Source organism: Thauera phenolivorans (genome assembly GCF_001696715.1).
In the GTDB taxonomy this organism is placed as follows: domain Bacteria; phylum Pseudomonadota; class Gammaproteobacteria; order Burkholderiales; family Rhodocyclaceae; genus Thauera; species Thauera phenolivorans.
The window spans coordinates 20,388-43,247 of record NZ_MBFM01000002.1 but is presented as its reverse complement, the minus strand read 5'-3'; the positions used below and the strand labels follow the sequence as shown (position 1 = coordinate 43,247).

The following is a 22,860-nucleotide window of genomic DNA, read 5'->3' as shown; positions in this document are numbered from 1 at the left end:
GCGTTTTCTCCGCGGAGTCTGTCTTGTCGTCGGTGGTCGTTTCTTGGGGCTGGCGTCGTCAGACCGAGATCGACGCCAGTTGTTTCAGTTCGTTCACGATGCGCTCGAAGGTTTCGATGAAGCGCGTCACCTCGTCCTCGGTGGTGGTGCGGCCGAGGCTCACCCGCAGCGCGCCGCGCGCGACCTCCGGCGCCACGCCCATCGCCAGCAGCGTGTGCGAGGGCTCGGGGTTGGCGCTCGAGCAGGCCGAGCCGCTCGCGCAGGCGAAACCGGCGCGGTCGAGCTTGCCGACCAGGGTCTCGCCGTCGATGCGCTCGACCGCGAAGAACAGCGTGTTCGGCAGCCGCGGCGCCTGCGCCGAGAAGATCAGCGCGCCCTTCGCCGCGAGTGCAGTCTCGATGCGGTCGCGCAGCGCGGCCAGCCGCGTCGCCTCCGCCTCGCGCCTGGCCGTGGCGCGCTCGCAGGCGACGCCGAAACCGACGATCGCCGCGACGTTCTCGGTGCCCGAGCGCAGGTTGCGCTCCTGGCCGCCGCCGGCGATCAGCGGCGCGAGTTCCACCCGCTTGTCCACCACCAGCGCGCCCGCACCCAGCGGACCGCCCAGCTTGTGCGCGCTCAGCGTCATCGCATTGACGCCCAGCGCACGAAAATCCAGCTCGATCTTGCCCAGCGCCTGCACCGCGTCGGTGTGGAACCAGGCCCCGGCCGCCCTGCCCTCGCGCGCCAGGCGGGTGATGTCCTGCAGCACACCGGTCTCGTTGTTGGCGAGCATCACCGACAGCAGCGCCGGGCGCGCTACGCACACTTCAGCCCAGTCGGTGGCGTCGATCCGCCCTTGCGCGTCGACCGCGATCTCACGCAGCATCCAGCCGCCGCGGCGCAGCTGCTGCGCGGGCTCGCGCACGCAGGGATGCTCGATGCCGCTGACCGCGATCAGGCCCGGCTTCATCAGCGCCGCCGCGCCCTTGACGAAGAGGTTGTTCGCCTCCGAGCCGCCGCTGGTGAAGATCACCTCGGTGGGGTGGGCGTTGACCGCCGCCGCCACCCGGCCGCGCGCCTCGTCGATCGCCGCGCGTGCCCCACGTCCGTACTCGTGCCGGCTCGAGGCGTTGCCGAAGCGGCTCGCCTCGCCGGCAGCGCCGAGCCAGGGCAGCATCGCCTCGCGCACCGCCTCGTCGAGCGGCGCGGTCGCGTTCCAGTCGAGGTAGACGGGGGCGAAGAAGTCCATCGGCGTGCGCCTTCCGCTCAGGCCGCTGCCGATTCGCGCAGCGCCACCGCGGCGCGCCGGCGCACGTTGACCAGCACGCTCATGTCGCCCTCGGGACGCACCTCGCGATTGACCAGGGCCTGCAGCGTCACCGAATCAAGATAGGCGTACATGCGGCGGTTGAGGTTGGTCCACAGATCGTGGGTCATGCAGCGGTGGGCGTCGTGGCAGTTCTGCTCGCCGCCGCACTGGGTGGCGTCGAGCGGCTCGTCGACCGCGACGATGATGTCGGCGACGGTGATCTTGCCCATCTCGCGCGCCAGCCGGTAGCCGCCGCCCGGGCCACGAACGCTGTTGACCAGCTTGTGGCGGCGCAGCTTGCCGAACAGCTGTTCGAGGTAGGACAGGGAAATCTTCTGGCGCTCGGCGATGCCCGCCAGCGTCACCGGCCCGTCGGTCTGACGCGAGGCAAGATCGATCATCGCGGTCACGGCGAAGCGGCCTTTCGTTGTCAGTCTCATCGGATTCTCCTTCCAGCATCGACGGGGCTTGCCCGGCGATACCCGAGCGATGCGGTCAACTATACTTAACCCGACAAAAACGATCAAGTATTGCGACCGCAGGCGCGCTCAGTCGACCATCCGTGACAGGCTGGAGGGATCGAAGCCGTCGGCGGGCTCGACGCTGTCGTCGAGCTTCATGCCGGCCGCCTCCATGCGCTTGATCAGGCACTCGAGGCGGCGGTCGGTCTCGACCGCGTGGTCGAGCAGGCCGTGCAGCGCCTTCGCCACCGGATCGTCCATGTCGCGGGTGACGCCGTAAGCGGTGAAGCCGATCTGCTCGGCCTTCTGCTCGCGCGCCGCGTCGCGGTCGCGATCCAGAACGCGCGCCGGGTTGCCGACCGCGGTGGCGCCCGCCGGCACCGGCTTGACCACCACCGCGTTGGAGCCGATCTTGGCGCCGTCGCCGACGGTGAAGCCACCCAGCACCTTGGCGCCGCCGCCCACCACCACGCCCTTGCCGAGCGTCGGGTGGCGCTTGGTACCGCGATAGAGCGACGTGCCGCCCAGGGTGACGCCCTGGTAGATCGTGCAGTCGTCGCCGATCTCGGCGGTCTCGCCGATCACCACGCCCATGCCGTGGTCGATGAACACGCGGCGGCCGATCACCGCGCCCGGATGGATCTCGATCCCGGTGAGCATGCGGCTGATGTGACTGATGAAGCGCGCCGGCCAGTGCAGCCCGCGCGCCCAGGCCGTATGGGCGAGGCGATGGAAGATGAGCGCATGCACGCCCGGATAGCAGGTCAGCACTTCCCACGTCGAACGGGCGGCGGGGTCGCGTTCGCGCACACTGGCCAGATCTTCGCGCAGGCGGGTGAACATGCTGGTGCGTCTCCGGTTTGAATAGCCGATCATTTTAATCGACTTATCGTCGCCGCTCAAAGCCGACAATCGCCGCCGTGTAGGAGCCCTGCCCCCAGGGCGATAGCAGCCGTCGTCGCGGGCACAACCGCCGCTATCGCGCACAGGGGTGCGCTCCTACGGTGCCTTCGACGGCCGCCGCGGGATTCACTCCCCGCGGTCCGGGTTGTGTTTTTCGAAGGCGGTGAGCATGCCGCGCAGGATCGCGACCTCTTCCTTCTCGAGGCGGACGCGGTTGAACAGGCGCCGCATGCGCGGCAGCAGGCGCTTGGGGTTGGCGGGGTCGTGGAAGCCGCTGGCGGTGACCGCGCGCTCGAGGTGGGCGTGAAAACGCTCGAGCTCGTCGTGGGTGGCGAACTCGGGGCGGGGGTCCTGCGGCGCGGTGGGCGCCAGCGCCGCCATGCGCACCTCGTAGCACAGCAGCTGCACCGCGGCGCCGAGGTTGAGCGAGGAGAAATCGGGGTTCGCCGGGATCGACACCGGCATGCTGCACAAGCCGACCTCCTCGTTGCTGAGGCCACTGGTCTCGTTGCCGAAGACCAGCGCCACCTCGCCGTCGGCGACGTGATTGACCACCTCGATCGCAGCCTCGCGCGCGAGTCGGCGCGGCAGCGCGAGCTCGCGCCGGCGGGCGGTGACGGCGGCCGACAGGATGGTGCCGGCGAGCGCCTCTTCCAGGCTCCCGACCACCCGCGCGTTGGCGAGGATGTCGGTGGCGCCCGAGGCACGCGCCTCGGCGACCTCGTCGGGGAAGCGCTGCGGCGCGACCAGCCACAGCTGGTGCAGGCCCATCGTCTTCATCGCGCGCGCGGCGGCGCCGATGTTGCCGGGGTGGCTCGGATGGGAGAGGACGACACGGATGCGGTCGAGCGCAGGGGCGCGATTCATATTAAAATTCTGTGTTTTCCGAAATCCTGCGGGCGGTGCAGGCGGTCGAGTTCGCGCTCGATGCGCCCTCCGCCCCGTTTCTTTAGCCGAGGCCGAGCCGCATGCATCCCACCCTTAACATTGCCATCAAGGCAGCCCGCCGCGCCGCCAGCGTCATCAACCGGGCCTCGACCCAGCTCGACCTCCTGACCGTGCAGACCAAGTCGCCCAACGACTTCGTCACCGAGGTCGACCACGCGGCCGAACGGGCCATCGTCGAGGTGCTGCGCGAGGCCTTCCCGGGGCACGGGATTCTAGCAGAGGAGGCCGGCGAGCTCGGCCCGCTCGACGGCCAGGACAGCGAATACCTGTGGATCATCGACCCGCTCGACGGCACGACCAACTTCATCCACGGCTTCCCGCAGTACGCGATCTCGATCGCACAGACGAAGAATGGCGTGCTCGAGCACGCAGTGGTCTACGATCCCACCCGCAACGAGCTGTTCACCGCCTCGCGCGGCGCCGGCGCCTTCCTCAACGACCGCCGCATCCGCGTCTCGCGCCGCACCCGCCTGAACGATGCGCTTATCGGCACCGGCTTCCCCTACCGCAACTTCGACCACGCCGACGCCTACCTGGCGATGTTCCGCGAGCTCACCCAGAAGTGCGCCGGCATCCGGCGCCCCGGCGCGGCCGCGCTCGATCTCGCCTACGTCGCCTGCGGCCGCTTCGACGCCTTCTGGGAAATGGGCCTGTCGCCGTGGGACATGGCCGCTGGCATCCTGCTGATCCAGGAAGCGGGCGGCCTGGTGTCGGACTTCGCCGGCGACTCGGCGCAGATGCAGACCGGCAACGTGGTTGCCGGCACGCCGAAGATCTTCGGCCAGGTGCTGCCGATCATCCAGTCCTACCGTCCGGCCACGCTCAAGGGCTGATTGCCGCCACCGCGGCCTTCTTCCTGCGCATCGCCAGCGTCGCCATCATCGCCAGCACGAAGGCGGCCGCCACCAGCATGAAAGCCTCGGAATAGGCGCTCGGCAGCGCCGCCGGCCCATGGACCTCGGCGCGCCACTCGACGAACACCGCCACCACCGCCACCCCGAGCACGCCGCCGAACTGGCGGCTGAAGTTCGACAGCATCGAGCCCTGGCCGAGCTGCGCCGGCTCGAGGTGGCGCAGGGTGGCGAGCGTGAGCGCCGGTATGATCAGGCCCAGACCGATGCGGCCGAGGATCGTGAACGCCACCAGCTCGCCGTAGCCGATACCGCCGCCGCGCCAGGCGAGCAGCGCGAAGGACGCGGCGAACAACCCCAGCCCGGCGAAGGTGATCCAGCGCGGCGAGTGGCGGTCGGCGAGCACGCCGACGAGCGGGATCACCACCGCGAGCACGATCCCCGCCGGCAGCAGCGCGAGCCCGGCCGGTGTCGCCGCGTAGCCGAGCGCGCTCTGCAGGAAGACCGGGATCAGATAGGTGGAGGCGTAGATGCCGAGGCCGTAGGCGAAGGTGACCAGGATGCCCATCGCGAAGCCGCGCTCGCGAAACAGCTCGGGCTGCACCACCGGCGCCTCGGTGCGCCGGGCGTGGCGCAGGAAGAGCACCATCGCCAGCGCGACGACGAACAGCGCCAGCAGCGTCCATGCGGAGAGCAGTCCGTGCACGCGCAGCGCCGCCACCGCTTCGATCGCAACCAGGGTCGCCACGCACAGCAGGACCACACCGAGCCAGTCGAAACGCCGGCGCACCGCCTCGCCCGCCTGCGGCAGCAGGTAGAGCGCGAGCACCGCAGCGAGCAGGCAGAACGGCAGGTTGAGCAGGAAGATCGAGGCCCAGCCGAAGTGGTCCAGGAGCACGCCGGCGAGCGCGGGCGCGGTCGCCGGCGCGAGCACGATGCCGAAGCCGAGCAGCCCGGACGCCCTGCCCTGGCTGCCGCGCGGGAACAGCCGCATCACCACCAGGGTCGCCAGCGGCTGCAGCAGGCCGGCCGCCGTGCCCTGGACGATGCGGACAAAGACGACGAAGCCGAAATCGCTCGCGAGCGCGCCGAGCACGCTGGTGATCGCCATCAACAGGCTCGCGCCGAGGAAGAGGCGGCGAAAGCCGACCCGATCGAGCAGCCAGGGCGTGGGCAGCATCGCCACCGTGAGTGCGCCCATGTAGCCGGTGATCACCCATTGCACGCGGTCCTGGCCGATGCCGAAATGCGCGCTCATCGCCGGCACGGCGACCGCAAAGCTGGTGGTGGCGAGCACCGCCGCCACCGTCCCCAGCCCCACCACCAGCAATGCGAGCCACTTGTAGCGCTCGCCGTGGATCTCGAGCAGCCGCTCGCGCGAAAGCGGACGGGGCGGACCGGGAAGGAACTTCATCGGCGACGGCAGGCGGGGAGACAAGACGCCCATCCTACCCCGCTGCCCCGCAGGTGACGCGGTCTGCGGTGCGACGCGGCGGTCGCCGCTGCTATCCGGGCTGCTCCGCACATGCGGCGGGCTCGGGCGTGACGCAGTTGGCGCCGGCAACCGTTCTGCCCGGCCGCGACCTCGACGCTGTGTTAACGTCCGCGTCCAAGGCCCCGGCGAACGAGGCATGACCGCCCTCCCCAGACGCGAACCGGACCGAACAGGAGAAGCAAGGCAATGAGCAAAATCGTCCTGGTCGTCGAGGACCAGCCCGACATCCGCAAGCTGGTGCGCATGACCATGGAGTTCGACGACTACGAGGTGCACGAGGCGGACAACGGCGCGAGCGGACTGCGCATGGCGCGTGCACTCAAGCCCGACGTGGTCCTGCTCGACGTGATGATGCCGGGCGAGTTCGACGGCCTCGAATGCTGCGCCCGCATCAAGGCCGACCCCGAGTTCGCCGGCACCGGTGTCGTGCTGCTGACCGCCCGCGGCCAGGCCGAGGACCTCGCCGCCGGCAGCCACGCCGGCTGCGACGCCTATCTGACCAAGCCCTTCAGCCCGCTGGAGCTGATCGACACCGTCGAAGCGCTGCTTCAGCGCCAATGATCCGCGCTCGCCGGCACCCCTAGCGCCGCGAGCCGCCGCGCATGCCCCATTCGATTCCGTCCCGCCTGCGCCGCTACCGTCGCCGGTTCCTGCTCGGGCCCACCCTGTGGCTGGTGCTCGGACTCGTGCTGGTCGGCCTCGCGATGATCTATGCGCACCGCGCGGTCGACGCCGAGCTGCGCCACGAGGCGCGAATCTTCGCCGACGTGGCGGCCGGCAGCGTTGACGCCCACCTGCAGATGGAGCGCGGTCGCCTCCACGCCCTGGCGAACAACCCGCTGCTCGCGCGCTTCACCATCGACCCCGGGATGGTCGCCTACGTCGGGCCGATGTTCGCCCAGCGCTGTGCGAGCGGGCTGATCAGCGGCCTCAAGCTGCGCGGCGCCGACGGCACGGTGCTGTTCGGCGCCTGCCCCTCGCGCCATGCGGACGAAGCCGCCGGCAAACGGCTGGCGGCCGAAGCGTTGCGCCGCGGCACCGAGGTTCTCTCGCTCGGCGAACTTGCGGCCGACGAAGTCGTGGCCGCCAGCTGGCTTCATGTCGCGCTCCCATTGCCGGGCGCGGCCGGCGCGCTCGAGCTCGAATTCAACCTGCGCGCGCTGCTCGCCGACATTCACCACGGCCACGCCGCCGAGTTTGCGCCGGAGGAGCGGCACACGCCCGGCCTGGTCTGGATGCCCGCCGGTGCGCCGGCCGAACACGGCGTCTCCGACACCACCGAGGCGTTGATGCTGCTCGATCCGCTCGCGCTCACGGTCGGCGACCGCCGCCTCGCGCTCACGATGCACAGCCATCGCGGCACCGGCGCGACCCACGACCTGATCGACCTCGGCTTCGCCCTCGCCAGCCTGCTGCTACTCGTCCTTTACTACATCGCAATCCAGCGCCGCCGGGCCGAGGTTCGCAGCCGGCTGACCCAGGACGATCTGCGTCTTTGGAACGCGGCCCTCGCCGCGAGCCACAATGCGATCCTGATCGTGGCCGAGGATGGCGGCCTGGTGCATGCCAATGCTGCATTCGGCCGCGTCACCGGGCTCGACCCCGCAGCGGCCGACCTGGCGCCCTGGCCCGGGGTGCTGCAGTCGCTCGCCTGCAATCCCGCATCGGCCGCGGACGCGATCGCGGCCGCCGAGACCGGGCCCTCGACGCTCTGCCTGCGACGGCGCGACGGCGCCCTCGCCTGGGTCGAGCTCAAGCTGACGCCCTTTATCGACGAGGGCGGCCAGCGCTACCGCCTGGTGGTGATGCGCGACGTCTCGGCCCTCGTCGCCAGCGAGGACAAGTACCGCTCGCTGGTCGACGAGATCCGCGAGGTGATCTACCAGCTCGCCCCCGACGGCCGCGTGCTCTTCGTGAGCCGCGCCTGGGAACGCATCACCGGCATCCCTTCCGGGGAATGCGTGGGCGAGAACGTCTTCCGCTTCGCCCACCCGGAGGAAATCAGCTGGCGCCGCCGCAGGTTCGAGCTGGTGGTCGCGGGCAAGGAAGAGCGGCTCGAATACGAGGCCCGCTTCCGCACCCGCAGCGGCGACTACTGCTGGATGGCGGTGTCCCTGCGTGCCGAGCGCGGACCCGACGGCAAGGTGGCGCGCCTGACCGGCACCCTTGCGGACGTCACCGGCAGTCACGCGGCGAAGGCCGCGATCGCACTGCGCGAGCGCGCCCTGCAGGCGGCCGCCGAAGGCGTGGTGATCACCGACCTCGAGCAGCCCGACAACCCGATCATCTACGCCAATGCCGCTTTCCAGGCGATCACCGGCTATCCGGCACACGAGGTGCTGGGCCAGAATCCGCGCTTTCTCCACGGCCAGGAGCACGACCAGCCGGCGCTCGAGGAGCTGCGCGGCGCGATCGCCGACCGCCGCCCCTGCCAGGTGGTGCTGCGCGACTACCGCAAGGACGGCTCGCCCTACTGGACGCGACTCACGATCTCGCCGGTGCCCGATCCCCTCACCGGCCGCGTGCGCCACTACATCGGCATCCAGAGCGACATCACCGCACAGCGCCAGGCCGAGGAGATGCTGCGCCAGTCGCTCGCGCGGCTCGACCTGATCTTCACCCAGAGCCCGGACGCGATGGTCTGCTTCGACGGCCGCCGCCGCCTGAGCTACGCCAACCCGGCCATCGAGGCGCTCGCCGGGCGCCCCATTCAGGCGCTGATCGGCATGCCGTTCGAACGCTTCGAGGCCCTGATCCACGCGCGGCGCGACCCCGCCCTGCCCTGGCCCGCGCTGCCGGCGGCGCTCGCGCCCTCGCCGGCCATCGAAGGCGACGCGCCGGCCGACGCCGAGATCCTTCATCTTCGGCTGCCCGAGCCGCGCGCCTTCAAGCGCAGCCTGCGCCGCTCCGACAGCGACACCGCCGCGCTCACCTTCTACCTGCGCGACGTCACCCGCGAGCGCGAGCTCGATCATATGAAGTCGCAGTTCCTGTCGACCGCGGCCCACGAGCTGCGCTCGCCGATGGCGAGCATCTACGGCTTCTCCGAACTGCTGCTGGCGCGCAAGTTCGACGAGGAACGCACCCGCGACGTGCTCGAGACGATCAACCGCCAGGCCCGCCGCCTGTCGACGCTGGTGGCCGATCTGCTCGATCTCGCGCGCATCGAGGAGCGGCGCGGCGAGAGCTTCGTGTTCGCGCCGCTCGAGCCGGCAGCGCTGGTGCGCGAGAGCGCCGCCTCGGTGGCGGTGCCGGGCGAGCGCCACACGCTGACCCTCGCGCTGCCCGCCGCCCTGCCCGCGGTGCGCGCCGACCGCGCCAAGCTGCTGCAGGCGCTGATCAACCTGATCGACAACGCGTTCAAGTACTCACCTGCGGGCGGTGAGGTGCGCATCGATGCGCTCGAGCGCGTCGAGCAGGGCCAGCCCTGGGTCGGCATCCGTATCCGCGACCACGGCATCGGCATGACGCCCGAGCAGCTCGCGCACTGCTGCGAGCGTTTCTACCGCGCCAACGGCGACGGAAACATTGCCGGCACCGGGCTAGGCCTGGCGCTGGTGAAGGAAATCATGAAGATCCACGGCGGCCGCGTCGACATCGACAGCGCGCCCGGCGTGGGCACCACCGCGACCCTCTGGCTGGCGGCCGAAGCGCCGCCCGCGCCACCCCGATCACAACCGTACACGGAGCGCCACGATGAACAACCACGACCTGCCTGAACTGACCGAGATCCTCCTCACCGACAAGGACGTGCCGCCCTGCACTACCGACTGTGGCGCAACGCCGAGCCCCGCCGCCTGTGAAGCCGCCTTCCGCCAGATGTACCGCATGGTCGACGATCTCCACACCCTGCGAAGCGAGCGCGAGGCCGCGTTCCGCGCCCTCGAGAAAGCGCATCGCCAGGCCCTGATGAGCCTCGCGCGCGCCGCCGAATTCAAGGACGAGGACACCTGGGTCCATATCCTGCGAATCGGCGCGATGTCGGCACGCCTGGCCGCCGCGCTCGGCCATCCGCCGGCGTGGTGCGAGATGATCCTGTTCGCCGCGCCGATGCACGACGTCGGCAAGATCGGCATCCCCGACCACATCCTGCGCAAGCCGGGAGACCTCGACGAGGCCGAGCGCGCGATCATCAACACCCACCCCGAGCTCGGCGCCCGCATCCTGGGCGATGCCGACGTGCCGCTGCTCGGCATGGCGCGCGAGATCGCGCTCGCCCACCACGAGTGCTGGGACGGTTCCGGCTACCCCCACGGCCTCGCCGGCGAAGGGATCCCGCTCGCGGCACGCATCGTCGCGGTGGTCGACTACTTCGACGCGCTCACGATGGATCGCTGCTATCGCAAGGCTTATTCGGACGAGGATGCGATCGCGATGCTACGTGCGCAGCGCGGCGGCAGTTTCGACCCGCAGATCGTAGACGCCGCGCTGTCGATCATCGACCGCCTGATCGCGCTGCGCGACCTTGTCAATGCCACCGCGCCCGAACGGATGGAGGAATGGGGCGAAGGCTGGTGGCGGAACTGAGCCGTCGACGCAGCAAAGCGGGTGCGGAGGCGATCTCGGTCAAAAACTTCATCGCCGATGAATGTTATCTTGCGACGCAGGTCGACCTTAGCGACGGCGACACCGGCCCAACTGGAGGGCTCACCCGATGAAACTCACCGACTATACCGACTACACCCTGCGGACCCTGATCTTCCTGGGCCTGCACCGCGACGGCCTCGTCACCATCCAGCAGATCGCCGACAGCTACGACATCTCCAAGAACCATCTGATGAAGATCATCCACCGCCTCGGGCTCGACGGCGTCGTCGAGACGGTGCGCGGGCGCAGTGGCGGCGTCCGGCTCGCCCGCCCGCCGGAGGAAATCAACATCGGCGCGGTGGTGCGCGCCGCCGAGCAGGACTTCAGCATCGTCGAATGCTTCGACCGGGTGAACAACCGCTGCGTGCTGTCGCCGGCGTGCAAGCTGCAGGCGGCCTTCCGCGAGGCGCTCGAGGCCTTCTTCCGCGTGCTCGACGCCAAGACCCTTGCCGACGTGATCGGCAATGCCGAGCAGGTGATCAGCTTCATCCCGCTCGAGACCCTGCGCTACCCCGCACCCGGCCGCGCCTAAGGCCGCGAGCGGAGCGCGCAAGATCGATACGCCACGCCCCGCAGCAGCGGAGAAGGACGCGTCGCTCACCCCACACGCCGTAACGACAAGGAAAGCCCGAAGGGGGTACAGTCGCCCTGATTTCTTCTTGCACGCCGAGGATGCCCACCGATGGAGCGCACCGATTTCACCCGCCCGATCCACGTCACCACCTGGATGGCGGTATTCCTCGCCCTCGTCGCCACCGTGGCGGCGCTCCTGCTACCCCAGCTCAAGCATGCCTTCCTCGCCAACATCGCCTTCAACGGCGTCATCGTCTTCGTGCTCGCAATCGCGATCGCGGTGAACCTGCGCCAGGTATGGCGACTGCAACGCGAGGTGCTGTGGATCGAGAGCTTCGAGCGCATGCCCGCGGGCGCGGTCGGGACGATTCGACCGGTGCTGCTCGCACCGATGGCCCAGTTGCTGCGCCAGCGCGAGCACGGCCCGCTGCGGCTGTCGCCGGCATCGATGCGCTCCTTGCTCGACAGCGTGCACATCCGCCTCGAGGAGCAGCGCGACCTCAGCCGCTACCTGATCGGCCTGCTCGTCTTCCTCGGTCTGCTCGGCACCTTCTGGGGCCTGCTCACGACGATCCGCGCGGTCGGCGACATCATCGGCAGCATGAGCGGCGGCAGTGACGCGGTGGCGATGTTCGAGGCGCTCAAGGTCAAGCTCGATGCGCCCCTCGGCGGCATGGCGACCAGCTTCTCCACCTCGCTGTTCGGCCTCGCCGGTTCGCTGGTGGTGGGCTTCCTCGACCTGCAGGCGGGCCACGCGCAGAACCGCTTCTACAACGAGCTTGAGGAATGGCTGTCGGCGAAGACGCGCATCCCCGTGTCCGGCCTCGAGACCGAAGTCGAGGCCGGCGTCCCCGCCTATGTGCAGGCCCTGCTCGAGCAGACCGCGGAGAGCCTGGAGCGCATGCAGCGCTCGGTGGTCGACAGCGAGCGCGAGCGGCGCGCCACCACCGACCAGCTCGCCGAGCTCGGCCACCAGCTCAACCGGCTCGCCGAGCTGATCAGCCGCGAGTCGCGCGGGCTGTCCTCGGTGACCGAGACCCAGGAGGACCTGCGCGCCCTGGTGCGCCAGCTCGCCGCCCGGCCGCAGGACACGAATGCCTTCAGCGACGAGCTGCGCGCCGAGCTGAGGCTGATGTCGCGCACGATCGCCGCCGCGCTCGGCGGTCACAAGGCGGATTGAGGCGATGGGCAGCCGCACGCGCAGCCGCCGCGGGGTGGACTACTGGCCGGGCTTCGTCGACGCGCTGGCCTCACTGCTGATGGTGATGATCTTCGTGATCCTGATCTTCACCCTCGGCCAGTTCGCGCTGACCGACGCGGTCAGCGGTCGCGACAAGGCGCTCGCCCGCCTCAACGCCGAGCTCGCCGCACTCGCACAGACCCTGAGCCTGGAACAGAGCGCGCGCGCCAGTCTTGCGGGCCAGGCCGACGAGCTGCGCGCCTCGCTCGCACGCGAAGCCGAGACACGTGGCGCGCTCGAGGTCGATCTCGGCCGGGCGCGCGCCGCGCTCGAGGCGCAGACTGAAGCGGCCGCGCGCCTCGGCGCCGACGTCGCCGCGCTGCAGCGACTGAAGGCCGAGCTCGAGGCGGAGGTGGCCCGCCTCGCCGGCGCGCTCGACACCTCCGAGAAAACCCGCGGCGAGCTGGCGGAGGTCTCCGACCGCGCGCTCGCCCAGGTCGAGCTGCTCAACCGCCAGCTCGCCGCGGTGCGCGGCCAGCTCGACGAGCTCAACAAGGCGCTCGAGACGGCGCGCAACGAGAGCGCCGCGAAGGAGCTGAAGCTCGAGGAGCTCGGCCGCGAGCTCAATCTCGCCCTCGCCGCCCGGGTGCAGGAGCTGGCCCGCTACCGTTCGGAGTTCTTCGGCCGTCTGCGCGCCGCGCTGGGCGAGCGCGAGGGGGTGGCGATCGTCGGCGACCGCTTCGTGTTTCCGAGCGAGGTGCTGTTCCCGAGCGGCTCGGCCGACGTCAGTGAGGACGGCCTGCGCCAGCTCACCCGACTCGGCGAGACGCTGAAGGACATCGCGCGCGACATTCCGTCCGATCTGCCCTGGGTGCTGCAGGTCGATGGCCACACCGACCGCCGCCCGATCGCGACCGCGCGCTACCCGTCGAACTGGGAGCTGAGCACCGCGCGCGCGGTGGCGATCGTCAAGTTCCTGCGCGATCAGGGCGTGCCCGCCGCGCGCCTGGCGGCCACCGGCTACGGCGAATACCACCCGCTCGACCCCGGCAGCACCGACGCCGCGCACGCGCGCAACCGCCGCATCGAGCTCAAGCTCACGAACCGCTGAGCGGCATGGCGGCAGCGGCGAACGCCGCGGATCGCCCATGACGCGGCGGTCGCCGCTGCTACCGGGGCGGCGGTGCGGTGAATGCGCTGACGGTATGCGAATTCTCCTGCGGCCGGTTAACATCGCGGCTGAAGGAGAAACTCATGCATATCGAACGTAACGGACGCCCCAATTTCAGCGAAATTCTCGCCCGCCAGTATCAGGGCTCCAAACCCCTCGACGTCGCCGTCGTCTATCCCTGCGACGGCGTCAGCCTGCGCGGCGCCGTGCTCGCCGCCCGCGGCGGTGCGATCCGCCCCCTGCTGATCGGCCCCGAGGAGCGCATCAACGAGCTCGCCGGCGTCGGCGGCCTCGACATCGAGGACATCGACATCCATGACGTCGAGTACGACTTCGAAGCCGCCGAGGTCGCCGCCCGCATGGCCCGCAGCGGCGAAGTCGCCGCGATCATGAAGGGCTCGCTGCACACCGATGTGTTGATGCGCGCGATCGTCTCGCGCGAGGCCGGCCTGCGCACCTCGCAGCGGATGAGCCACGTGTTCGCGGTCGACCACCCCGGCTATCATAAGTTGCTGCTGGTGACCGACGCCGCGATCAACATGACGCCGACCTTGCGCGAGAAGCGCGACATCGTGCAGAACGCGATCGACCTCGCCCACCGCCTCGGCATCGCGCTGCCCAAGGTGGCGCTGCTGGCGGCGGTGGAGACCGTCGAGGACAACGTCGAGGCCACGGTGCACGCCGCCGCGCTGTGCAAGATGGCCGACCGCAAACAGATCCGCGGCGGCCTGCTGGACGGTCCGCTCGCGCTCGACAATGCGCTGTCTGCCGAGGCCGCCCGCATCAAGGGCATCGACAGCGAGGTCGCCGGCGACGCCGACATCCTCGTGGTGCCCAACTACGAGGCCGGCAACATGCTGGCGAAGGAGATGGAACTGCTCGGTGGCGCCCACACCGCCGGCCTGGTGATCGGCGCCAAGGTACCGGTGATCCTGACCTCGCGCGCCGACTCCGAGTCCGCGCGGGTAGCCTCCTGCCTGCTTGCGAAGGCCTATGTGAAGGGGGTTCGCGACTCGCTCTGAGCCATCTCGATGTACGCGAGGCGCCGGCGGGCTCTCGACGACTTCTGCGTCACCGCCCTCGCGATCGCGGCCCCAATCTCCGCGCTGGCGGTGATCCCCTGCACGAAGGGTCGATCGTGCATCAGATACGGCAGCGCGCCGAAGGCGATACGGCCGCGCGCGAGCTCGGGTGCGAGCAGGGTGTAATCGTCGCCAACGTCGGGGATGTCGTCGCCCACGGCCTGAAGCTGCCTGCGCAGCCGGGGGAAGGGCAGATCCTTGGTCGCCAGCGGTCTCTGCCCGCGCGCGTCGATGAACACGTCGAAGGCGAGCGTCTCGCCATCGAGCTCGATGGGCTCTGTGCCGTTTCCAGTGGAAATTGACTTCTCAACAAACATGACGATCGGTGGTACAACCGCCCGAACCTGACGCCGACCTTGCGCCCGATGAACACCCAGATCGAAGCCCTCTTCACCACCGCACTTGGCCTGCAGCCGCCCTGGCACGTCGCCAAGGTCGAGCTCAACATAGCCAAGCGGCGGATCGACTTCGAGGTCGAGCACACCGGCGGCCGTGCAACGTGTCCGGCGTGTGGGGCCGAGCACCAGCTGATCCACGATCGGGTGCGGCGCAGCTGGCGTCACCTGGATTTCTTTCAGTTCGAAGCGTGGCTGCATGCCGAGATCCCGCGCGTGCAGTGCAACGGCTGCGGCAAGACCACGCAGCTGCCGGTGCCGTGGGCGCGTGAGGGGAGCGGCTTTACCCTGCTGTTCGAGGCGCTGAGCCTGTCGCTGTGCCAAGAGATGCCGGTGCGCCAGGCAGCCAACCAGTTGCGGGTTGCCCCGAAGCGCCTGTGGCGCCGCGTGCGCCATTACGTCGAGGTGGCCCGCGCCAAGGACGACATGTCGGGCGTCCGTTACGTTGGCATCGACGAGACCAGCGTCAAGCGCGGGCACGCGTACATCACCGTCGTGCATGACCTTGAAGCCAAGCGCCTGCTGTTTGCCACTCCCGGCCGCGATCACGGCACGTTGCAGGCCTTTGCCCAGGACATGCGTGCGCACGGCGGCGATCCGCTGGCCATTGAGCACGCCTGTATCGACATGAGCGCGGCCTACGCCAAGGGAATCGGCCAGTCGCTGCCCCATGCCCGGATCAGCTACGACCGCTTTCATGTCGTGGCGCTGGCCAACGCGGCGATGGACGAGGTGCGTCGCGAAGAGGTGCGTAGCTCGGCGGCAGCGGTGCGCGAAGCGGTCGGCGCACAGAGCAAGAAGACGCTGCGTCAGCTGCTGTGGGGGATGCGCAAGAACCCGGTGAGCTGGACCCGTGCCCAGTTCGAGGCGATGCACTGGCTGCAACGCTCGAATCTGAAGAGCGCGCGCGCCTGGCGCCTGAAGCAGGCACTGCGGCTGGTCTATCGCGATGCAGCCGCGAGCAACAGCGAGGAGATCGCACAAGGTGCCATGAACAAATGGCTGAGCTGGGCGCGCCGCAGCCGCCTCGAGCCCTTCAAGCGGCTGGCCCTCACCCTGAAGGCGCACCTCGGCGGCGTCGTGCGCGGCATGCTCGACGGACGCAGCAACGCCTACGTCGAAGCGATGAACGGCCTGCTCCAACAGACGAAGACCGCCGCCCGAGGCTTCCGCAACATCGAGAACTTCATCGCCATGGCCTACCTGCGCATGTCCAAGCTCAAGCATCTACCGCAGAACCCCCTGGTGCCGGCCGTCGCCCGCGACTACGGGCGCTACCGTCATGTTTGTTGAGAAGTCAATTTCCACTGGAAACGGCATAGAGCCCAATTTCTTCGCCGAAACGGAACAGGTCGCCTTCTGCACCGCACATGTGGTGCCAGGCATCGATTTCACCAACGATCCGCTGCTCGCCGGCCGCATCCACTCCTACGTCGACACCCAGATCTCCCGCCTCGGCGGTCCCAATTTCCACGAGATCCCGATCAACGCGCCGCTCGCACCCGTCCACAACAACCAGCGCGACGGCATGCATCGCCAGGCCGTTCATCGCGGCCGCGTCGCCTACGAGCCCAATTCGCTGGCAGGCGGTTGTCCATTCCAGGCGGGCACGGCCGGCTTCATGCCCTTCCCGGAGCCGGTGTCGGAGGTCGAGCTGAGGGGCAAACCCGAGAAGTTCGCCGAGCACTACAACCAGGCCGCCCTCTTCTACGAGAGCCAGACCGAGTTCGAGCAGCGCCACATCATCGACGCCTTCGCGTTCGAGCTGAGCAAGGTGACCGTACCCGGCATCCGCAAGCGCACCGTGGCGATGCTGCGCAACGTCTCCGAGCCGCTGGCCAAGGCGGTGGCGGACAAGCTCGGCATGGAGGAGCTGCCCGACCCGCTGCCGAAGGCGAATGAAGCGCCGATGGCGCCCGAGCTCGAGCGTTCGGAATACCTGTCGTTGACGGCGCGCCCCGGCGAGGTCGGCATCCGCACCCGCAAGGTGGCGGTGATGGTGGCCCCGGGCGTGGATGGGGCGAGCGTCGACAAGATCGCCGACGCGCTGATCGCAGAGGGTGCCGTCGTTCGACTGGTAGGGCCACGCATCGGCCTGATGCCCAGCGCAGCGGGAGGGCGGATCGACGTCGACGCCTCGTTCTCGAACAATCCCTCGCCGCTGTTCGATGCGGTGGTCGTCCCGAGTGGCGAGTCCGCGATCGAAGCCTTGTGCAAGGACGGCCAGGCGCTGGAGTTCGTGCGCGACCAGTTCAGGCACGGCAAGGCGATGATGGCCATCGCGGAAGGGCGTCGCCTGCTGGAGGAAGCCGGCATCCCCATCGATGGCAAGGACAAGGGGCTGGTGATCGCCGACGGCGCGAGTGGCGACGGCACGCAGGCCTTCATCAAGGCGCTCGAGCAGCACCGCCATCCCGAGCGTGAAACCGACCCGCCGGTGGTCTAGTCCAGGGAAGCAGGCACGGCAACCCGATCACCGTTTTGGAGGGTATTCATGGCAAGAAACATCTATGAAGCGCTGCGCGAGAGCCATGAGATCCAGCGCTCGCTCTGCCGGCGCTTGCTCAGGGTGAAGCCCGACAGCGGTCGCCGGGAAGAGGTGCTTCGTGAGCTGCGGATCGAACTGGCCGCCCATGCGGCGGCGGAGGAGCGCTTTCTGTATGCGCCCATCCTGATGCACGACATGGGCCTGAACTCCTCTCGCCACGCGCTTGCCGAGCATCACAAGATCGACGAGTGCGTGGAGGATCTTTCCGGCGCCGACTACGAGGGCGGCAGCTGGCATGCCAAGGCGAAGCAGCTCTCGCACGAGGTGCACCACCATCTGCGCGAGGAGGAACGCAAGTTCTTCCAGGTCTCGGGCAAGATCCTGACGGAGGCGCAGAAAACGGAACTGGCCAGCCAGTACGAGACGGACTACGAGCGCATGAAGAAGGTGCTCGCCGCGTCCTGACCGGAGGAGACATCCTCCCCCGAGCGGGAGGATGTCTCTCTCATGACCGCTGCCTGCCCGCTAGGGTGGGCACGCCGGGAGGAATTGGCCCGGTTTGCCCCGTAAAATGGCGCCCTCGAGCAACAGCGGCTGGTTTTGATGAATACCCTGGATTTATCGTCGCACACGCCGATGATGCAGCAGTACCTGCGCATCAAGGCCGAACACCCCGACACCCTGCTTTTCTACCGCATGGGCGACTTCTACGAGCTCTTCTTCGATGACGCGGAGAAGGCCGCCCGCCTGCTCGACATCACGCTGACCACCCGCGGCCAGTCCAACGGCGCGCCGATCAGGATGGCGGGCGTGCCCTTCCACGCCCTCGAGCAGTACCTCGCCCGCCTCGTGAAGCTCGGCGAATCGGTGGTGATCGCCGAGCAGGTCGGCGAGCCGGGCGCGAGCAAGGGACCGATGGAGCGCGCGGTGAGCCGCATCGTCACCCCCGGCACCCTCACCGACGCAGCGCTGCTCGACGATCGCCGCGATTCACTGCTGCTCGCCGCCAGCCTGCATCGCGGCACCCTCGGCCTGGCCTGGCTCAACCTCGCCAACGGCGACCTGCGCCTGCTCGAATGCGCTGCCGAATCGCTACAGGCGCAGTTCGAGCGCCTGCGCCCGGCCGAAGTACTGATCCCCGACGGCCTGTCACTGCCGCTGCTCGAAGCGCTCGCGCCCGCGCTGCGCCGGCTCGCCGACTGGCAGTTCGACGCCGACACCGGCACCCGGCTGTTGACCGCCCACTTCGGCACCCGCGACCTCGCGGGCTTCGGCGTCGAGGCGCTGCCGGTGGCGCTCGGCGCCGCGGCGGCACTCTACGACTATGCCAAGGCGACCCAGCGCCAGAGCCTCGAGCACCTCACCGGGGTCGTGGTCGAGCGCGAATCGGAGTTCATCCGCCTCGACGCCGCGACCCGGCGCAACCTCGAGATCACCGAGACCCTGCGCGGCGAAACCGCACCCACCCTGCTCTCCCTGCTCGACACCTGCGTCACCAGCATGGGCTCGCGCTGGCTGCGGCACGCCCTGCACCACCCCTTGCGCGAGCGCGCGGTGCCTGCGGCGCGCCAGGCGGCGGTGGCCGAGCTCGTGGGCGACGGCGACGGCCGCAGCGCGGCGGCGGTGCGCGGCGCGCTGCGCGGCGTGGCCGACGTCGACCGCATTACCGCCCGCATCGCACTGCGCAGTGCGCGTCCGCGCGACCTCTCGGCGTTGCGCGACAGCCTCGCCCGCCTGCCCGCGCTCGCCGCCGCACTCGAACCCGGCGCCGACGGCCTGCTCGCCGAGCTGCGCGCGGCGCTCGCGATCGCTCCCGAGGCGCTCGCCCTGCTGCAGGCGGCGATCGCCGCGGAGCCGGCGGCGATGATCCGCGACGGCGGCGTGATCGCGCCCGGCTTCGACGTCGAGCTCGACGAGCTTCGCGACATCCAGACCAACTGCGGCGAGTTCCTGATGGCGCTCGAGGCGCGCGAGCGCGAGCGCAGCGGCATCCCCGGGCTGAAGGTCGAGTTCAACAAGGTGCACGGCTTCTACATCGAGGTCAGCCGCGCCAATGCCGACAAGGTGCCCGACGACTACCGCCGCCGGCAGACGTTGAAGAACGCCGAGCGCTACATCACCCCCGAGCTGAAGACCTTCGAGGACAAGGCGCTGTCGGCCCAGGAGCGCGCGCTGGCGCGCGAGAAGGCGCTCTACGACGACATCCTCGACCGGCTCGCGGCCCACATCCCCAGCCTGCAGCGGGTCGCCCGCGCGCTCGCCACCCTCGACGGCGTGGCCGCCTTCGCCGAGGCCGCGCTGCGCTACGACTACGTGCGCCCGCTGTTCGTCGACCAGCCCGGCATTGCGATCGAGGGCGGCCGCCACCCGGTGGTCGAGCGCCAGGTGGAGGAGTTCATCCGCAACGATGCGCGGCTGTCGGCCACCCGCCGCATGCTGATGATCACCGGCCCCAACATGGGCGGCAAATCGACCTTCATGCGTCAGGTGGCGCTGATCTGCCTGCTCGCGCACGTGGGCAGCTTCGTGCCCGCCGAGGCCGCCCGCCTCGGCCCGCTGGACGCGATCTTCACCCGCATCGGCGCCTCGGACGATCTCGCCTCGGGACGCTCGACCTTCATGGTCGAGATGACCGAGGCCTCGGCGATCCTGCACGGCGCCACCGAGCACAGCCTGGTGCTGATGGACGAGATCGGCCGCGGCACCTCGACCTTCGACGGCCTCGCGCTCGCCTTCGCGATCGCGCGCCACCTGCTGGAAAAGAACCGCAGCCTGACCCTGTTCGCCACCCACTACTTCGAGCTCACCCGGCTCAACGCCGACTACCCCGAGTGCGCCAACGTGCATCTGGATGCGGTCGAGCACGGCCATCGCATCGTCTTCCTGCACGCGCTCGAGGAGGGGCCGGCGAGCCAGAGCTACGGCATCGAGGTCGCCGCGCTCGCCGGCATCCCGCCGGGGGTCATCCGCGACGCCAAGCGCCGCCTGCGCGCGCTCGAGAACCGCGAGATCGGTGCCGGCCCGCAGGCCGACCTGTTCGCGATGCTGCCCGAAGCCGAGGCCGAGCCGCTGTCGCACCCGGTGCTGACCGAGCTCGCCGAGCTCGACCCCGACAGCCTGAGCCCGCGCGAGGCGCTGGAAAAGTTGTACGCGCTCAAGCGCATGGCGAGCTGAGGAGGCCCGCATGAACGACATCCCGATCGACATCTCAGAGGAAGCCGGCGTGCGCTACCTGCACTTCGGTTCGGAGTGGGTGCAGGGCGCGATGCGCATCCGCAAGCCCTATGCGCTCGAGCTCGCCTACACCCGCGAGATGATGGCCGGCCTGCTGCTGCGCGAGGCCCTGCCACTCGAGGCTGGCCAGTGGCCGAAGCGCGCGCTGGTGATCGGCCTGGGCGCCGCCTCGGTGGCGAAGTTCCTGCACCATCACTGCCCGCACGCCCGCATCGACGTCGTCGAGATCGCGCCCCAGGTGGTGGCGGCGGCACGCCAGTTCTTCCGTCTGCCGCCGCAGGACGCGCGCTTCGCGATCCACATCGGCGACGGCGCCGACTGGGTGCGCGAGGCGGACCGTCGCTACGATTTCGTGCTGGTCGACGGCTTCGACCCCAAGGCCCGCGCCGGCGCCCTCGACACCGAGCCCTTCCACCGGGCGCTGCGCGAGCGGCTGACGGAGAACGGCCTGGTCGCAGCGAACCTCTTCGGCCGCTCGCGCGGCTACAAGGCCAGCCTCGAGCGGATCTTCCGCGCCTTCGACGACCGCGCGCTCGCGTTCCCCTCCTGCGACAGCGGCAACGTGGTCGCCTTCGCCGCGGTCGGCGAACCGATCGTGCTGCCGGTGGCCGAGCTGCGCGCACGCGCCGTGGCGCTGAAGGCGGCCACCGCGCTCGACCTGCTCCCCACGGTGACCCGGCTGGAGCAGGCCGGCAGCCTGCCGGGCGGCATCCTGCACCTGTGACCGCCGGCGAAGCGGCGCCGTCGATCGCGCTGGGGGCAACGCTCCTACCGGAACACGCTGGTCCGGGTTAATGTCCACTCTGAAACGAATCATCACGGAGCTGACGGTCATGAATACTTTCCTGCTGACCCTGGTCATCGTCGGCGTCGTCATCGCCGCCATGGCGATCGGCGTCATTTTCGGCCGCAAGCCGATCGCGGGCAGCTGCGGTGGCCTTGGGGCGGTCGGCCTGAGTTGCGACGGCGGCTGCGCGAAGCCCTGCCCCGACCGGCTCGCGCGCATGAAGGCCGAAGCCGAAGAAGCACGCCAGCACTGAACATCGAAGTGACGACGGAGTCGCCATGCTCAAATCACTGCTCGTGAAAGATCACATGGTGGGCGATCAGCTCGCCTTCCGGCCAGAAACGGACGTGCTGCAGGCAGTTCATCTGCTGCTAAAACACCGGCTCAGCGGCGCCCCGGTGGCCGACTCGGAGGGCCGCCTGATCGGCTTCCTGTCGGAAAAGGACTGCCTCAAGGTGGCGCTCAGCTCCACCTACTTCGACGGCCAGGCGGGAACGGTCGCGGAGCACATGACGCGCGAGGTGGTCACCCTCTCGGGCGAGAGCAGCATGATCGAGGCGATCCAGCTTTTCATCACCCGCGCCTACCGCTGCCTGCCCGTAGTCGAGGGCGAACGGCTGGTCGGCCAGCTGTCGCGCCACGACATGCTGAAGGCGCTCGAGACGCTGCGCCGGCGCTGAGCCGGCTTCAGCCCTCCGGCGCTGCCTGTGGCGGCAGCCACAGGCAGTTACCCCTGTTCGCCTTCGCGATCTGCGCCAGCACGTCGGCGTGGGCATCGAGTTCCGCAGAGCTCGCACGCAGGACCTTCAGCGGCGGACGAATGGCCGGCGTGCCGTCGACTTCGAGCGCGCCCCCCCCCGGCTCCTCCTCGAGCGACATGATCAGGCTCTCCTGGCCGCGCGTCATCGCCAGATAGACCTCGGCGAGCAGTTCCGCGTCGAGCAGCGCGCCGTGCAGCGTGCGGTGCGCGTTGTCGATCGCGTAGCGCTCGCACAGGGCGTCGAGCGAGGCCTTCTTGCCCGGGTTCTGTTCCTTGGCCATGCGCAGGGTGTCGATCACCCCCGCGCACAGGCTGTCGATCCTGCCGCGGCCGAGCAGATCGAGCTCGCAGTCGAGGAAACCGACGTCGAAGCTTGCGTTGTGGATGATCAGCTCGGCATCGCGAACGAACTCCTCGAAACCCGCAGCGACCTCGGCGAACTTCGGCTTGTCGGCGAGGAACTCCTCGGTGATGCCGTGCACCGCCACCGCCTCGGCGTCGATGCTGCGGCCCGGGTTGATGAAGACGTGGTAGTGGCGCCCGCTCAGCTTGCGGTTGAGCAGTTCGACGCAGCCGATCTCGATGACGCGATCGCCGTTGCGCCAGTCGAGGCCGGTGGTCTCGGTGTCGAGCACGATCTGTCGCATCTCCGCCCCC

Annotated in this window: 22 protein-coding genes; 15 read left to right on the top strand and 7 right to left on the bottom strand. The window is 69.4% G+C overall.

Features of this window, described 5'->3' with window-relative positions:
* Window positions 1–58: 58 nt before the first annotated feature.
* From BB334_RS03740 to BB334_RS03725, 4 genes are all read right to left on the bottom strand, one after another.
* Window positions 59–1,228 (bottom strand): cysteine desulfurase family protein, encoded by a 1,170-nt coding sequence (locus BB334_RS03740; protein ID WP_068804546.1) that lies wholly within the window; start codon window positions 1,226–1,228, stop codon window positions 59–61.
* 17 nt (window positions 1,229–1,245) lie between these two features.
* The gene (gene iscR / locus BB334_RS03735; protein WP_068804544.1) at window positions 1,246–1,728 is read right to left on the bottom strand and encodes a Fe-S cluster assembly transcriptional regulator IscR; all 483 of its coding nucleotides are present in this window, start codon (window positions 1,726–1,728) and stop codon (window positions 1,246–1,248) included.
* Between the two features lie 108 nt (window positions 1,729–1,836).
* The gene (cysE, locus tag BB334_RS03730) at window positions 1,837–2,592 is read right to left on the bottom strand and encodes a serine O-acetyltransferase (RefSeq protein WP_068804542.1); all 756 of its coding nucleotides are present in this window, start codon (window positions 2,590–2,592) and stop codon (window positions 1,837–1,839) included.
* 186 nt (window positions 2,593–2,778) lie between these two features.
* Window positions 2,779–3,519: an RNA methyltransferase gene (locus tag BB334_RS03725; RefSeq protein ID WP_068804540.1), complete on the bottom strand. Its 741-nt coding sequence runs from the start codon at window positions 3,517–3,519 to the stop codon at window positions 2,779–2,781.
* A gap of 101 nt (window positions 3,520–3,620) precedes the next feature.
* On the opposite strand from BB334_RS03725, the gene BB334_RS03720 reads away from it, so the two are divergent.
* Window positions 3,621–4,433, top strand: coding sequence for an inositol monophosphatase family protein (locus BB334_RS03720; protein WP_068804538.1), 813 nt, complete (start codon window positions 3,621–3,623; stop codon window positions 4,431–4,433).
* Here the strand turns inward: BB334_RS03720 and BB334_RS03715 are convergent.
* On the bottom strand, window positions 4,423–5,865 hold the full coding sequence (locus BB334_RS03715; RefSeq protein ID WP_068804537.1) for a DHA2 family efflux MFS transporter permease subunit: 1,443 nt from the start codon (window positions 5,863–5,865) through the stop codon (window positions 4,423–4,425). The genes BB334_RS03720 and BB334_RS03715 overlap by 11 nt on opposite strands.
* Before the next feature lie 267 nt (window positions 5,866–6,132).
* Between BB334_RS03715 and BB334_RS03710 the strand changes: the two genes are divergently transcribed.
* The 7 genes from BB334_RS03710 (at window position 6,133) to BB334_RS03680 (ending at window position 14,479) form a co-directional block, all read left to right on the top strand.
* A complete protein-coding gene (locus tag BB334_RS03710) occupies window positions 6,133–6,507 on the top strand; it encodes a response regulator transcription factor (RefSeq protein WP_068804535.1) in 375 nt (124 codons plus the stop codon).
* 41 nt (window positions 6,508–6,548) lie between these two features.
* Window positions 6,549–9,665, top strand: a complete 3,117-nt coding sequence (locus tag BB334_RS03705; protein ID WP_068804533.1) for a PAS domain-containing sensor histidine kinase — start codon at window positions 6,549–6,551, stop codon at window positions 9,663–9,665.
* A complete protein-coding gene (locus tag BB334_RS03700) occupies window positions 9,643–10,473 on the top strand; it encodes an HD-GYP domain-containing protein (RefSeq protein ID WP_083200275.1) in 831 nt (276 codons plus the stop codon). The genes BB334_RS03705 and BB334_RS03700 overlap by 23 nt, the downstream gene beginning before the upstream one ends.
* A gap of 127 nt (window positions 10,474–10,600) precedes the next feature.
* Entirely contained in the window at window positions 10,601–11,065 is a 465-nt protein-coding gene (locus BB334_RS03695; protein WP_068804531.1) for an RrF2 family transcriptional regulator, read from the top strand.
* 150 nt (window positions 11,066–11,215) lie between these two features.
* Complete coding sequence (locus BB334_RS03690; RefSeq protein WP_068804529.1) at window positions 11,216–12,286, top strand: flagellar motor protein MotA; 1,071 nt, start codon at window positions 11,216–11,218, stop codon at window positions 12,284–12,286.
* A gap of 4 nt (window positions 12,287–12,290) precedes the next feature.
* On the top strand, window positions 12,291–13,397 hold the full coding sequence (locus BB334_RS03685; RefSeq protein WP_068804527.1) for a peptidoglycan -binding protein: 1,107 nt from the start codon (window positions 12,291–12,293) through the stop codon (window positions 13,395–13,397).
* 143 nt (window positions 13,398–13,540) lie between these two features.
* Window positions 13,541–14,479 (top strand): bifunctional enoyl-CoA hydratase/phosphate acetyltransferase, encoded by a 939-nt coding sequence (locus tag BB334_RS03680; protein ID WP_068804525.1) that lies wholly within the window; start codon window positions 13,541–13,543, stop codon window positions 14,477–14,479.
* Here BB334_RS03680 and BB334_RS03675 read toward each other — a convergent pair.
* On the bottom strand, window positions 14,449–14,856 hold the full coding sequence (locus BB334_RS03675) for a Rossmann-fold NAD(P)-binding domain-containing protein (protein ID WP_068804523.1): 408 nt from the start codon (window positions 14,854–14,856) through the stop codon (window positions 14,449–14,451). The two genes, BB334_RS03680 and BB334_RS03675, sit on opposite strands and share 31 nt — an antisense overlap.
* A 48-nt stretch (window positions 14,857–14,904) precedes the next feature.
* On the opposite strand from BB334_RS03675, the gene BB334_RS03670 reads away from it, so the two are divergent.
* The 7 genes from BB334_RS03670 (at window position 14,905) to BB334_RS03640 (ending at window position 22,123) form a co-directional block, all read left to right on the top strand.
* Window positions 14,905–16,227, top strand: coding sequence for an ISL3 family transposase (locus BB334_RS03670; protein WP_068803159.1), 1,323 nt, complete (start codon window positions 14,905–14,907; stop codon window positions 16,225–16,227).
* A complete protein-coding gene (locus BB334_RS03665; RefSeq protein WP_083200274.1) occupies window positions 16,217–17,380 on the top strand; it encodes a catalase in 1,164 nt (387 codons plus the stop codon). Before BB334_RS03670 ends, BB334_RS03665 begins: the two co-directional genes overlap by 11 nt.
* A 48-nt stretch (window positions 17,381–17,428) precedes the next feature.
* Window positions 17,429–17,887, top strand: a complete 459-nt coding sequence (locus BB334_RS03660) for a hemerythrin domain-containing protein (protein WP_068804521.1) — start codon at window positions 17,429–17,431, stop codon at window positions 17,885–17,887.
* Between the two features lie 138 nt (window positions 17,888–18,025).
* A complete protein-coding gene (gene mutS, locus BB334_RS03655) occupies window positions 18,026–20,596 on the top strand; it encodes a DNA mismatch repair protein MutS (RefSeq protein ID WP_068804519.1) in 2,571 nt (856 codons plus the stop codon).
* 10 nt (window positions 20,597–20,606) lie between these two features.
* Window positions 20,607–21,380, top strand: coding sequence for a fused MFS/spermidine synthase (locus BB334_RS03650; RefSeq protein ID WP_068804517.1), 774 nt, complete (start codon window positions 20,607–20,609; stop codon window positions 21,378–21,380).
* Between the two features lie 109 nt (window positions 21,381–21,489).
* Window positions 21,490–21,696: a (Na+)-NQR maturation NqrM gene (gene nqrM / locus BB334_RS03645; protein WP_068804515.1), complete on the top strand. Its 207-nt coding sequence runs from the start codon at window positions 21,490–21,492 to the stop codon at window positions 21,694–21,696.
* Window positions 21,697–21,721: 25 nt separating this feature from the next.
* Complete coding sequence (locus tag BB334_RS03640) at window positions 21,722–22,123, top strand: CBS domain-containing protein (protein ID WP_068804514.1); 402 nt, start codon at window positions 21,722–21,724, stop codon at window positions 22,121–22,123.
* A gap of 7 nt (window positions 22,124–22,130) precedes the next feature.
* On the opposite strand, the gene dnaQ is transcribed toward BB334_RS03640, so the two are convergent.
* Window positions 22,131–22,850, bottom strand: coding sequence for a DNA polymerase III subunit epsilon (dnaQ, locus tag BB334_RS03635; protein ID WP_068804512.1), 720 nt, complete (start codon window positions 22,848–22,850; stop codon window positions 22,131–22,133).
* Window positions 22,851–22,860: the final 10 nt, after the last annotated feature.